11 protein-coding genes and 1 tRNA gene are annotated in these 12909 nt (G+C 65.7%); 7 read left to right on the top strand and 5 right to left on the bottom strand.

Annotation, left to right across the window (positions count from 1 at the left end):
• Positions 1-127 precede the first annotated feature (127 nt).
• The 3 genes from phnA to WS66_RS34920 all read left to right on the top strand — a co-directional run bounded on the left by phnA (position 128) and on the right by WS66_RS34920 (position 3153).
• Positions 128-1366 carry a phosphonoacetate hydrolase gene (gene phnA, locus WS66_RS28870; RefSeq protein WP_059603000.1) on the top strand — a complete coding sequence of 413 codons (1239 nt, stop codon included), beginning with the start codon at positions 128-130 and terminating at the stop codon, positions 1364-1366.
• A gap of 27 nt (positions 1367-1393) precedes the next feature.
• Positions 1394-2848, top strand: coding sequence for a phosphonoacetaldehyde dehydrogenase (phnY, locus tag WS66_RS28865; protein ID WP_108064738.1), 1455 nt, complete (start codon positions 1394-1396; stop codon positions 2846-2848).
• Positions 2849-2937: 89 nt separating this feature from the next.
• Complete coding sequence (locus WS66_RS34920) at positions 2938-3153, top strand: hypothetical protein (protein ID WP_059607538.1); 216 nt, start codon at positions 2938-2940, stop codon at positions 3151-3153.
• A 29-nt stretch (positions 3154-3182) separates the two neighbouring features.
• On the opposite strand, the gene WS66_RS28855 is transcribed toward WS66_RS34920, so the two are convergent.
• Positions 3183-3998 carry an alpha/beta fold hydrolase gene (locus WS66_RS28855; protein ID WP_059607536.1) on the bottom strand — a complete coding sequence of 272 codons (816 nt, stop codon included), beginning with the start codon at positions 3996-3998 and terminating at the stop codon, positions 3183-3185.
• A gap of 81 nt (positions 3999-4079) precedes the next feature.
• On the opposite strand from WS66_RS28855, the gene WS66_RS28850 reads away from it, so the two are divergent.
• Positions 4080-4694: a CGNR zinc finger domain-containing protein gene (locus WS66_RS28850; RefSeq protein WP_059607534.1), complete on the top strand. Its 615-nt coding sequence runs from the start codon at positions 4080-4082 to the stop codon at positions 4692-4694.
• Between the two features lie 42 nt (positions 4695-4736).
• Here the strand turns inward: WS66_RS28850 and WS66_RS28845 are convergent, their stop codons facing one another.
• Both WS66_RS28845 and WS66_RS28840 read right to left on the bottom strand, forming a co-directional pair.
• A complete protein-coding gene (locus WS66_RS28845) occupies positions 4737-5786 on the bottom strand; it encodes a DUF3592 domain-containing protein (protein WP_059607532.1) in 1050 nt (349 codons plus the stop codon).
• A gap of 200 nt (positions 5787-5986) precedes the next feature.
• Positions 5987-6062: transfer RNA gene (locus WS66_RS28840), tRNA-Lys, on the bottom strand.
• Between the two features lie 191 nt (positions 6063-6253).
• On the opposite strand from WS66_RS28840, the gene WS66_RS28835 reads away from it, so the two are divergent.
• Both WS66_RS28835 and WS66_RS28830 read left to right on the top strand, forming a co-directional pair.
• On the top strand, positions 6254-6658 hold the full coding sequence (locus WS66_RS28835) for a PaaI family thioesterase (RefSeq protein ID WP_011886440.1): 405 nt from the start codon (positions 6254-6256) through the stop codon (positions 6656-6658).
• 8 nt (positions 6659-6666) lie between these two features.
• On the top strand, positions 6667-7533 hold the full coding sequence (locus WS66_RS28830; RefSeq protein ID WP_059607530.1) for a patatin-like phospholipase family protein: 867 nt from the start codon (positions 6667-6669) through the stop codon (positions 7531-7533).
• A gap of 49 nt (positions 7534-7582) precedes the next feature.
• On the opposite strand, the gene WS66_RS28825 is transcribed toward WS66_RS28830, so the two are convergent.
• Positions 7583-8596 carry a D-2-hydroxyacid dehydrogenase family protein gene (locus WS66_RS28825; protein WP_059607527.1) on the bottom strand — a complete coding sequence of 338 codons (1014 nt, stop codon included), beginning with the start codon at positions 8594-8596 and terminating at the stop codon, positions 7583-7585.
• Between the two features lie 426 nt (positions 8597-9022).
• Between WS66_RS28825 and WS66_RS28820 the strand changes: the two genes are divergently transcribed.
• The gene (locus WS66_RS28820) at positions 9023-10072 is read left to right on the top strand and encodes a LysR family transcriptional regulator (protein ID WP_059607525.1); all 1050 of its coding nucleotides are present in this window, start codon (positions 9023-9025) and stop codon (positions 10070-10072) included.
• 142 nt (positions 10073-10214) lie between these two features.
• On the opposite strand, the gene WS66_RS28815 is transcribed toward WS66_RS28820, so the two are convergent.
• Positions 10215-12812 carry a DNA topoisomerase III gene (locus tag WS66_RS28815; protein ID WP_059607523.1) on the bottom strand — a complete coding sequence of 866 codons (2598 nt, stop codon included), beginning with the start codon at positions 12810-12812 and terminating at the stop codon, positions 10215-10217.
• Positions 12813-12909 lie beyond the last annotated feature (97 nt).

Raw genomic sequence — 12909 nt, 5'->3', positions numbered from 1 at the left:
TCTGTCTTCTCCATATTGTTGACAATCTACAAATCATCGATTTTAATGTCAAGCATGGAAAACATCCTCCTCGGCGCGGTGCGGGCGCCGACAGCGCAACCCCTTCGAACCGAAAGGACTGACCGTCATGTCTGAAACGCCTGTATCCGTGGAAGTGAACGGCCGCCGCTACAACTGGATGAGCCGCCCCGTGGTGGTGGTCTGCGTCGATGGTTGCGCCTATGAATATCTCGAGACGGCGGCCGAGGCCGGCGTCGCGCCGTTCCTGCGCACGCTGCTCAAGCCGGGCACGGCGCTCAAGGGCGAGTGCGTGGTGCCGAGCTTCACCAACCCGAACAACCTGTCGATCGTTACCGGCGTGCCGCCGGCGATCCACGGGATAAGCGGCAACTACTTCTACGATCGCGACACCGGCGCCGAGGTGCTGATGAACGATCCGAAGTATCTCGTCGCGCCCACCGTGCTCGCGACCTTCGCCGAACGAGGCGCGCGCGTCGCGGTCGTCACCGCGAAGGACAAGCTGCGCCGCTTGCTCGGCAAGGGGCTCAAGGGCATCTGCTTCTCGTCGGAGAAGGCCGACGAGGCGAGCATCGAGGAAAACGGCATCGACAACGTGCTGGAACTGGTCGGCAAGCCGGTGCCGAGCGTGTACAGCGCGGAGCTGTCCGAGTTCGTGTTCGCGGCCGGCGTGCGCCTGCTCGAAACACGCCCGATCGACCTGATGTACCTGTCGACGACCGACTACGTGCAGCACAAGTGCGCGCCCGGCACGGGCGGCGCGAACGCGTTCTACCAGATGATGGACGCATACCTGAAGCGGTTCGACGAGCTCGGCGCGATCGTCGCGATCACGGCCGACCACGGGATGAACGCGAAGCACGACGGCGAGACCGGCGAGCCCAACGTAATCTACCTGCAGGAGCTGTTCGACGAGTGGGTCGGCCACGATGCCGCGCGCGTGATCCTGCCGATCACCGATCCGTACGTCGTGCACCACGGCGCGCTCGGCTCGTTCGCGACCGTGTACGTGCCGGATTCCGCCGACGCCGACGCGCTGCGCGCGCGGCTTGCCGCGGTGGACGGCATCGAGGTCGTGCTGACGGGCGCCGAGGGCTGCGCGCGCTTCGAGCTGCCGCCCGACCGGATGGGCGACCTGATCGTGATCTCGAAGCAGGACGTCGTGCTCGGCACGAGCCGCATCAAGCACGACCTGTCGGGCCTCGACGTGCCGCTGCGCTCGCACGGCGGGCTCTCCGAGCAGATCGTGCCGCTGATCTTCAGCAAGCCGGTCGCGACCGACGTCACGGCCCGCGCGCGACTGCGCAACTTCGACATCATCGACATCGCGCTCAATCATCTGCAGTGACGCGTACGCACCCGTCAGGAAGACATCATGAACGACATTGCAGCATCGACGGAGGTCCGCTCGTTTCATCGTGAAGCACTGCGAATCGATGGGGCGCTGATTCATCGCGACGCGGTGATCGAGGTGCGCAACCCGTACGACGGAACGCTCGTCGGCACCGTGCCGAAGGCGACGCTCGATGACGTGCGACGCGCATTCGCCGCCGCGCGTGCATTCCGGCCGACGCTCACGCGCCACGAGCGTGCGGCGATCCTGCGCCGCGCGGCCGACATCGTGCGCGCGCGCACCGCCGAGATCGCGGCGCTGATCACGGCCGAGGCCGGGTTGTGCATCAAGGACTCGACGTACGAAGCCGGGCGCGTTGCCGACGTGCTCACGTTCGGCGCCGGCGAGGTGCTGAAGGACGACGGGCAGATCTTCTCGTGCGATCTGACGCCGCACGGCAAGAAGCGCCGCGTGTACACGCAGCGCGAACCGCTGCTCGGCGTGATCTCCGCGATCACGCCGTTCAACCATCCGATGAACCAGGTCGCGCACAAGGTCGTGCCGTCGGTCGCGACCAACAACCGGATCGTCGTGAAGCCGTCGGAGAAGGTGCCGCTATCGTGCTACCTCTTTGCGGACATCCTGTATGAAGCCGGCCTGCCGCCGCAGATGCTGCAAGTGCTCACCGGTGACCCGAAGGAGATCGCCGATGAGCTGATCACGAATCCGGCGATCGACCTCATCACGTTCACCGGCGGCGTATCGATCGGCAAGTCGATCGCATCGCGAATGGGCTACCGGCGCGCGGTGCTCGAACTCGGCGGCAACGATCCGATCATCGTGATGGACGACGCCGATCTCGACGAAGCAAGCACGCTCGCGGTGTCGGGCTCGTACAAGAACTCGGGGCAGCGCTGCACCGCGATCAAGCGCATGCTCGTGCACGAGGCGGTGGCCGATCGCTTCACCGAGCTGGTGGTCGAGAAGACGCGCGCGTGGTCGTACGGCAATCCGTCCGATCCGTCGGTGGACATGGGCACGGTGATTGACGAGGCAGCGGCAAAGTTCTGCGAGCAGCAGGTGAACGACGCGATCGCGCGCGGTGCGCGGCTGCTGGTCGGCAACGTGCGCGACGGCGCGCTGTATTCGCCGACGGTGATCGATCGCGTGACGCCCGACATGCCGCTCGTGAAATACGAGACGTTCGGCCCGGTGTCGCCGATCATGCGCTTTCGCGACATCGACGAAGCAATCCGGATGTCGAACAGCACCGACTATGCGCTGTCGTCGTCGGTCTGCACGAACCGCTTCGACAACATCACGCGCTTCATCACCGAGCTGGAAGTCGGTAGCGTGAACGTGCGCGAGGTGCCGGGCTACCGGCTCGAACTGACGCCGTTCGGCGGCGTGAAGGATTCGGGCCTCGGCTACAAGGAAGGCGTGCAGGAGGCGATGAAGAGCTTCACGAACACGAAGACGTATTCGCTGCCGTGGTAAGCGGTACGCAATGTGCCCGCGCCCGCACCGGCTTCGCGGCCAGTGCGGGCGTTATTCGATCGGCTCGCATCGTTAGACGATTTGCGTTTTTGCCGGGCTTTCGCACGTCGGTGGGATGCAAGCGCACGTTGCCGCGCTGCGTGAACCTGCTCGCAGTGCCGGCGATACGTGCGCACGATGCGGTGTTTCTCGCGGATGGCCGTGTCGTCGAGGCTGACGCATCGCGCGACTTGTTCGGGAGACCGGGCGACCCCAGCACCGCGAAATTCGTCGCGACGCTCGCGCGTGGCGTACCGGCCGTCTGACGCGCCACGCCACGCGGCTGCGGGGGCGATCAATCCTGTCGGCGTCCGTCGAGCACGGCGGCGACGATCGCTTCCGGTGCATCCTCCTGAACGAGGTGGCCTGCACAGGGCACGCGGATCAGCCTGCCGCCCGCGATGCGATCGGCGAGGGCCTGCCCCTGTTCGAGCGGAATCCACGCGTCGTCCTCGCCCCACACGATGCGCACCGGAAAGTCCGGCGGCGCATAGCGTGCCTCGGCTTCCTCGATGTAACGCTGGCGCATCTGCGCGATCTGCCGATAGAACGCCGGCTGGCCGGCCGGCGTGAGCCATGGCGAGCGATAGATCGACAGCACGTCGTCGCTCAACGGTCGCGCGACGGCATTGCCGATATAAGCCGACACGAGCGCGTGGTGCGCATACGCGGGCAGCCCTGTGAACGCGGCTTCGTGCTGCGCGACATGCCGCACGAACGGCGAGCCTTGCGGCGCGATCGCAACCGGGTTCACGAGCGTCAGGTCCGAATACGCGATGCCGTCGAGGAAGTGCGCGCGCAGCACGGTTGCACCGCCGTAGTCGTGGGCGAGCACGCGCGGGCGCGAAATATTCCATTCGTCGAGCAGTGCGCCGAACAGCACGTTCTGCCGGCCGAGCGAGACGTCCGCGTCGGGCATGTCCGACTGGCCGTAGCCGAGCAGGTCGTAGAAGAACACGCGATGACGTCGCGCGAGCCATGGCGCGATCCGGCGCCACACCTGCGATGAAAACGGCGTTCCGTGCACGAGCACGAGCGGCGGCCCTTCACCGAGCGTGCCCCATGCGATCCGGTGACCGTCGAAAACGAAGTGATTGGCGAGATCGAGCATCGGCGCCTCCGTGATAACCTGTTTAGGTTGATAACAGGTTACGCCTGTTCATCCGGATATGAAACCGATAGGTGGAAATAAATGGTTACTCGACACGAGCCTGGGCGACAGGCGCACGTATGGAGCGCGGCCGATTTCGTCGGCGGCCATCCGGCGCTCGATTTCCTGAACACGGTGGCCGACACGGGCAAGACACGCGACGAGGACAAACTCGTCGACTGGGCGGCGGTGCGCGCATGGGCGGGGAAATCGGGGTTGCTGGCTGGGGCCGACCTGACACGGTTTCTGCGTCATCCCCGGCAGGACGGTGCGGACGAACTCGCCGCGCTGCAGGGTTTTCGCGAGGATGCGTACGTGGCGCTCGCGCACCTGACGAGCGGTGGCGGCGGCAGCGCCGGCGCGCGAGCGGCGGGTCGGCTCGCGGAGGCGATCCGCGATGCGATCGGGCGCAGCTCGTTTGACGCGGTCGATGGCCGCTTCGCGTGGCGGCCCGATGCGCGTGCCGCGTCGCGCTGGGTCGACGCGGCCGCGCTCGGGTTCGAGCATCTGCTGCGTGGCGACGACTTCGCGCGCGTGCGGCAGTGCGGCCGCTGTACGTGGTTCTTCGTCGACCACGGCCGCGGCGTCGGGCGACGCTGGTGCAACATGCGCACCTGCGGGAATCGCGCAAAGGTGGAGGCATTCAGGGAGCGGTGAGGCCAGGGCCGCGGCGTCGACGGCCCGTCTCCTCCGCGTTCATCATTCAGCGAGTTCGTGCGGCCGATGATCGGGCCACAGCGCACCGATGACGAACAATCCGGTGGCGAGGAACGGTGCGCCGATCGCGAACAGGATCGCCGTGAGTCCCCACCGGTCCCAGAACCGGTCGATGACCGCGCGCTCGGGTATGACGGGGTCGTACAGCACGTTGACCACCTCGCCTTCGTACAGCCCGGGGCGCGATGAAGCCGAGCCTTGCGCGAACGTGACCGGGCGGCCGCTGTCCGTCGTGAACGCGATGGTCGCCGAATAGAGCGACGTGCGTGTGCGGGACGATTGTGCCGATTCGGTGATCTCGACGACGTGGCCGGTCGAGTGCGCGTAATGGCGGGCGATCTGCCACTGGCGCAGCCCGGCAGCACCGGCGCCGGCCAGGAAGCCGGTGCCGATCGCGATCGGTACCAGCACGATCGCGATGTTCCAGCGGCGCCGGGCCGTCTTGCCGGCGGCCGGTGCGGCAAGCGCGTCGTCTCGCCGGCTGCGGCGCTCGCTCCCGTACAGCAGGCAGCCGACCGCAAGCGACGCGACCGCGAGCAGTGCCGGCACCGCGACGGGAAACCAGCGTTGCGTGAAATCGTCGATCAGCGCGGGACGGTTCGGATGGGCAGGATCGACCAGGACGTCGACGCTTTCGCCGATGTCGTACGCCGGGACCACCGATGCAGTATTGCCGGCGACTTCACGGCGGCGGCCGTCGTTCGCGAGATAGGCGACGATCGGACGGTATCCGCGCATCGCGTCGCTGTCCTGCACGATGCGCACGACCGTGCCCGGCGTGCGGACCAGATCACCCACCGCACGGCTCGCGGTGACGGCGAGCATCGCTGCGACCACGAGCAGCGCAACGCCGAGCGCGAGTGCGACGAGCGCGTCCTTACGTGGCATGGCCGGATCCGCGGTGCGCGTCGTGCGACGGGGCCGGATGCGATCGGGGAGATGGCGCGACTCGACGTGCGCGCGGCTGTCGGCGTGACCGTGCCCTCCGAATGGTCGCGTCTCGCTCACATGATTCCATGTCTGACGTCCCATGCTCTCTCAGTGCCGGGGGCGATATGGCGATCGCCGTCCCGGTCGTGTGATATTTTGTCGGACGATTCTAGCGGAAAGTGCACGGGCGAGGCATGTATGTAATTGCATGCCGTGATGCTGGGGAGTCGGGCGGGCGCCTGAATCGGTCGCCGGAACGGAAAAAGGCCGGTCAGCTTGCGCTGACCGGCCTTTGAAATTCCTGGTGGGGCGTGAGTGACTCGAACACTCGACCTACGGATTAAGAGTCCGCTGCTCTACCAACTGAGCTAACGCCCCCAACAGAAGAAAGATTATGCACGGGTATTTCGGACTTGGCAAGCGCTTTCTACAAATTTCCTGAAAATACTTCGTCACTGCCCCGGCGGCTCCTCGCGCGCTAACGAGCGATCGCAGTTGGCGCGCTCCCGGTATGATGACGTCCACACCCGTTGCGCGGCGGTCGCGCAACGTTTTCTGGACATTCGAAGATGGACGAAAACGCAGTCCGCGAATTGCTGGATCGCCTGCTGGCCCCGTGGGTCCGCTCGCTCGGTCTGGTCCCCGTATCGATCGGCGACGACAGCGTCACGATGCGCCTGCCGTTTTCCGGCGAATTCCGTCATTCGGGCGGCATCATCTGCGGGCAGGTGTTCACGGCCGCCGCCGACACCGCGATGGTGGTCGCGATCTCGGCCGCGCTCGGCGAATTCCGGCCGATGACCACCGTCTCGCTGAACACGAATTTCATGCGTCCGGTGCGCAAGGGCGACGTGCTCGTCACCGCGCGCGTGCTGCGGATGGGCCGCAACCTGGTGTTCGGCGAAGTCGAACTGTTCGACGAGGACGGCAAGATGGCCGTTCACGCAACGTCGACCTACGCGCTCGTCAGCTGAGCGGCGCGATGTTCGACCAGATCGTTTTCGCAGGCGGCGGCAATCGCTGCTGGTGGCAGGCCGGCTTCTGGGACGTTGCCCAGCCGACGCTCGGCTTGCGCCCGCGCGTGATCGCCGGCATCTCGGCCGGCGCGGCGACCGCCTGCATGCTGTATACGCGCGATGCGGCGTGGGTGATGCGCTATTACGAGGAGGCGCTGCGCCACAACCGCAAGAACGCGTACTGGGGCAACCTGTTCGGGCGCGAGCCGGTGTTTCCGCATTACCGGATCTACCGTCAGGCATTGCTCGACATCTACGGCGAGCCGTTCGCGAAGCTCGCCGCGGCGCCGGAGATCCGCATCGGCGTGTCGCACGTGCCGCGCTGGCTCGGCGCGCGCAGTGCGGTCGCCGCCGGCCTCGTCGCGTACAACATCGAGAAATACGTGCGCAAGACGCTGCACCCGACGCTCGGGCGCACGCTCGGCTTCCGGCCCGAATTCGTGCGCGCGCAGGCATGCGCAAGCGTCGACGAACTCGCCGACCTGATCCTGCAGTCGTCGTGCACGCCGCCGTTCACGCCGGTGCTGCGCCGCGGCGGGCGGCCCGTACTCGACGGGGGGATGGTCGACAACGTGCCGGTCGACGCGCTCGACGCATCGCCGGGTGACGTGCTGGTGCTCGTCACGCGGCTGTATCCGCGCCCGCAGATGTTCACGGTCGCGCACGGCGACCAGAGGCGGCTCTATGTACAGCCGTCGAGCAAGGTGCCGATTTCGAGCTGGGATTACACGAGTCCGGCGCAGATGCGGCATGCGTACGACCTCGGACGGCTCGACGGCGAGCATTTCCTCACGCGCGTCGACGCGATGACGGGCGGCCGCGTGGCTGCCTGAAGGCGGGAACGGAGAAACGGGGCCGCGCGGCGAGCGCGGCCCGCGCCGGTCAGCGCACGCGGCGCGGCGTCAGTGCTTCCGGATTGACGACGCTCGACATGTCGCCCTGGTCGAACGCGAGGATGTTGCGGAACGCCGCGCTGAAGTAGAGCTCGTAGCTTTCGCGCTCGACGTAGCCGATGTGCGGCGTGCAGATCACGTTTTCCATCCGCAGCAGGCTGTAGCCCTGCAGGATCGGCTCGCTCTCGAACACGTCGATCGCGACCATCCCCGGACGGTTGTGCGACAGCGCGTTGACGAGCGCGTTTTCCTCGAGCAGTTCCGCGCGGCTTGTGTTGACGAGCAGCGACGTCGGCTTCATCCGCATCAGGTCTTCCTGCTCGACGATCCCGCGCGTGTCGTCGTGCATGCGCAGGTGCAGCGACAGCACGTCGCTCTGCTCGAACAGCGCTTCGCGGCTCTCGGCGGCCGTGTAGCCGTCGGCGCGCGCGGCCTCGAGCGAATGCTCGCGGCCCCAGATCAGCACGTTCATCCCGAACGCCTTGCCGTAGCCGGCGACCAGCCGGCCGATCTTGCCGTAGCCCCAGATGCCGAGCGTCTGGCCGCGCAGCACCTGGCCGAGACCGAAGTTCGGCGGCAGCGCCGACGTCTTCAGGCCCGACTGCTGCCAGGCACCCTGTTTCAGGTTCGCGACGTATTGCGGAATGCGGCGCTGGGCGGCCATCACGAGCGCCCAGGTCAGTTCGGCGGGCGCGACCGGCGAACCCGTGCCTTCGAGCACCGCGATGCCGCGGTCGGTACATGCTTCGAGGTCGATGTGGCTCGAGATACGGCCGGTCTGGCTGATCATGCGCAGGTTCGGCAGCTTGGCGAGCAATTGCGACGAAATCGGCGTGCGCTCGCGAATCAGCACGAGCGCCTCGACTTCCGCCAGGCGGCTCGCGAGTTGCCCCAGGCCGCGAACCGTGTTGTTGAAGACCTTCACGTCGTGCTCGGCAAGCATCTCGAAGCAGTTCAGCTTGCGGACGGCGTCCTGGTAGTCGTCGAGGATGGCAATTTTCATGATCAGCGGGAGTCGCGCGTTGAAAGCGGCAGTGGCGGCGGCGCACGTCGCGCACCCGTCCCGCCCGGCCGGGGCCGACATGATGCTACGTCGGCGGACGTCTTGGTGTCTTTTTAACAGGTTGTTACGCTCCGCCGCAATCGGCGCCGGCCTGACCCGGCGTCGCTCCCGTCGGGTGCGACGGGGTGCGATGTTGTGTCGCATCAGACACGTCCTTCCTGATTCGGCCGCTTACCGGATGAGGTTCACCCAATTGTTGCTTCAATCAGAATAATTGGATCATCCATTCGCGATGGGTGAGGATTTTTGACTATTTTTATCGTCAACACGGGCCTTGTTGAGCAACTCTGCATCATTTCCGCTGTCGTAGGAGAATTACGCATATGCTTCAACTTTTTGAAGTTGTAACAGCGGCAGGAGTCGTTTATGGATCATTTGCAGTCGATGCGCGTGTTCGTCAAGGTTGCGGATCTCGGCAGTTTCGCGCGGGCCGCGAGTGCAATGGATATCTCCAACGCGGTCGCGACGCGTCACGTCGCCGATCTGGAAGGCCGGCTCGGCACGCGCCTGCTGAACCGCACCACGCGCAGCCTTTCGCTGACGGAGTCGGGCCAGGTCTACCTGGAGCGGGCGCGCCAGATTCTCGATGAGCTCGAGGATGTCGAACAGATGGTCGTCGCGCGCAATCACGAGCCGGTCGGCACGTTGCGCATCGTCGCGCCGGTCGTGTTCGGCCTGCACAACCTTGCCCCCGTCCTGCAGTCGTACACCGAGAAATTCCCGAAGGTGGTGCCGGATCTGACGCTGGTCGACCGCCAGGTCGATCTCGTCGAGGAAGGTTTCGACGTCGGGATCGTCGTCACGCGTCAGATGCGCAGCGCGAGCATCGTCACGCGGCGGCTGACCACGGGCTGCATGACCGTGTGCGCGACGCCGAGCTACCTGGAAAAGCACGGCGTGCCGACCCACCCGGAACACCTCGCCGAGCACCCGGCGCTGAGCTTGCCGACCGAATACTGGGGCGACGAGCGCGTGTTCACGGGGCCGGACGGCGAAGTGCGCGTGCGCCCGACCAACGTGATCGTCGCGAACAACACTGCGATGCTGCGCCAGTTCGCGCTGCTCGGGATGGGTGTCGCGATCCTGCCGAGCTACCTGATCGGCAGCGACATCGCGCGCGGTGCGCTGGTGCGGCTGCTGCCGGATTTCCGGCTGCCGCAGGTCGAGATCAACATCGCCTATCCGAGCCGGCGCCATCTGCCTGCGAAGGTGCGGACGTTCATCGACCACCTCGTCGAGTATTTCAGCCACTCGACCGACGCGACGATGGGCGAACAGTGGGCCGCACAGGGTGCTGCGCCTGCGCCGATCGGCGTCGAGATGCGCGCCGAGCCACCCGAATCGACCGACCCGAACCTGCAGCCGCGCCTCGCGCGTTCGCCGCGCGCGCGGGTCGCGGTGCCGTCGCCGCTGTAACGTCGCGGCGGCCGCGCACAGAGACTGCCGGCATCAAAAAAAACGCGGTTCGAGCGATCGATCCGCGTTTTTTTATTGCCGCTTTCATGGTCGTTCGACCGGCGCGCAACGCGCCGGGGGGAGACCCCCGGCAACCCGAGCATTACGAGCCCGTCTTGCGCGCCGTCGTCTTGCGGGCGGCGGTCTTGCGAGCCGGTGCCGGTTTATCTTCGGCGCCTTCCGTCACGGTTTCGGCGTCCTTCGTCGTCGATTTTGCCGTCTTCTTCGCGGCGGCAGCCTTCGGCTCCTTCTTCTCGAACTCGAAACCGATCTTGCCGTCCGGCTGCTTCACGAGGAAGGCCTTGAAGTTGCGGCCCGTGCGCGACGACTTGAAGTTCGGCAGCAGATCCGTGCGGCCGTCGGCCAGCAGCTTCGCCATCTGCTCGCGCGTGATTTCCTGCTGCAGGATCACCTTGCCCGAACGGAAGTCGCAGGTCTTCGGATTCGCGACCGAGTGCTCGCACACATAGCTCATCCCGTGCTCGAACACGCGGCCCTTGCACTTCGGGCACGCGCCGACCGGTTCCTGCGCGGAGAAGTCGGGCGCCTCGCCTTCCTCGCCGCCCTGGTCCTGGCCAAAGTCGAACTCGAGCTTGTAGTTCTTCGTCTCGTCGTCGAACGAGAGCTTCAGGATCGCCGAGAACGGGCGGCCCATCTTGCTGCGGAAGCCAGACAGCGGACCGATGGTCTTTTGCTGCAGCAATTCCTCGACTTCCGCGATCTCGAACTGTCGGCTACCCGGAATCTTCGAGATCGAGAACTCGCACTTCGTGCATGCGAAGCGGCGGTAGTTTTCCTTCACCTGGCCGCCGCAGTTCGGGCAGGGTGTCTCGAGCGTCGCGTAATCGCCCGGGATCGTGTCGGAATCGTATTCCTTCGCGCGCTTGACGATCTGCTGCGTCATGCGGGCGATTTCCTGCATGAACGCGTCACGCCCGAGGTTGCCGCGCTCCATCTGCGACAGCTTGTATTCCCATTCGCCGGTGAGCTCGGGCGCGGTCAGTTCCTTCACGCCGAGCCCGCGCAGCAGCGTCATCAACTGGAATGCCTTCGCGGTCGGGATCAGTTCGCGGCCTTCGCGCACGAGATATTTCTCGCCGAGCAGGCCTTCGATGATCGCCGCGCGCGTCGCCGGCGTGCCGAGGCCCTTCGCGGCCATCGCCTCGCGCAGCTCGTCGTCCTCGACGAGCTTGCCCGCGCCTTCCATCGCCGACAGCAGCGTCGCTTCCGAGTAGCGTGCGGGCGGCTTCGTCACGAGCGCGACGGCGGCGATCTCGTCCGTCTTCACCTTCTCGTCCTTCTGTACCGGCACGAGGTTCGCGTCCGCGCCTTCGGCGTCGCGGCCGTATACCTGCAGCCAGCCCGGCTCGACGAGCACCTTGCCTTCGGTCTTGAAGTGATGACCGGCGACTTCGGTGATCCGCGTCGTGACGCGGAATTCGGCCGCCGGGAAGAACACCGCGAGGAAGCGCTTCACGACCATGTCGTACAGCTTCTGCTCCGGCTCGGACAGCGACTTGGGCGCCTGCAGCGTCGGGATGATTGCAAAGTGGTCGCTGATCTTCGAGTTGTCGAAGATCCGCTTGTTCGGCTTCACCCAGCCCTTGTCGAGCACCTGCTTCGCGTGCGGCAGATAGTTGTGGCTCTCCTTGAGCATCTCGAGCGTGGACTGCACCGTCGAGATGTAGTCTTCCGGCAGCGCGCGCGCGTCGGTACGCGGGTACGTCAGCACCTTGTGCTTTTCATATAGCGCCTGCGCGAGACCGAGCGTGTTCTTCGCGGAGAAGCCGAAGCGGCTGTTCGCCTCGCGCTGCAGGCTCGTCAGGTCGAACAGCAGCGGCGACAGTTGCGTCGACGGCTTCGATTCCTCGGACACCGTGCCGACATGGTCGCGGCACGCGGCGACGATCGTTTCGGCGGCCGGTAGGCTCCACAGGCGGGAGTCGCGCCTTTCCGGATCGAATTCGTCGCGCTTGAATTTCGGGTCGAACCACTTGCCTTCGTAGAAGCCGCCCGCGCAGGCGAACTCGGCCTTCACTTCCCAGTAGTCGCGCGGGATGAAACGGCGAATTTTCTCTTCACGTTCGACGACGATCGACAACGTTGGCGTCTGAACGCGGCCGACGGTCGTCAAGAAGAAGCCGCCGCCCTTGCTGTTGAACGCGGTCATCGCCCGCGTGCCGTTGATCCCGACGAGCCAGTCGGCTTCCGAGCGGCAGCGTGCGGCGTCGGCGAGCGGCTGCATGTCCGTGTCGCTGCGCAGATGCGCGAAACCGTCGCGGATCGCCTGCGGCGTCATCGACTGCAGCCAAAGGCGCTGGACCGGCTGCTTCGCCTTCGCGTGCTGCACGATCAGGCGGAAAATCAGCTCGCCCTCGCGCCCCGCGTCACATGCGTTGATCAGGCGGTCGACGTCCTTGCGCTTCATGAGCTTGGTCAGGACTTTCAGGCGCGACTCGCTTTTTGCGATCGGGTTCAGGTCGAAATGCGGGGGGATGACGGGCAGATGAGCGAAGCTCCATTTCCCCCGCTTGACCTCGTACTCTTCCGGGGCGGCGATTTCCAGCAGGTGGCCGACCGCGGACGAGAGGACGAATTCGTCGCTCTCGAAGTACTCGTCATGCTTTGTAAAGCCGCCCAAAGCGCGCGCGATGTCGTTCGCGACAGAAGGCTTTTCCGCAATGATCAGTGCTTTGGACATGACAGATGTGTGTTGGTAGACCGGGTTCGCCGGCGTGGGTCCCTTTTACGACGGCTTTATAGCACACGCCGTGGCGACGGCGGCGCGGCGTGCAAAA

Origin of the sequence: Burkholderia sp. LA-2-3-30-S1-D2, assembly GCF_001523915.2 — a bacterium.
In the GTDB taxonomy this organism is placed as follows: domain Bacteria; phylum Pseudomonadota; class Gammaproteobacteria; order Burkholderiales; family Burkholderiaceae; genus Burkholderia; species Burkholderia diffusa.
Note: the sequence above shows the minus strand (reverse complement) of the source record. Positions and strands in the feature narration are given on the sequence as shown.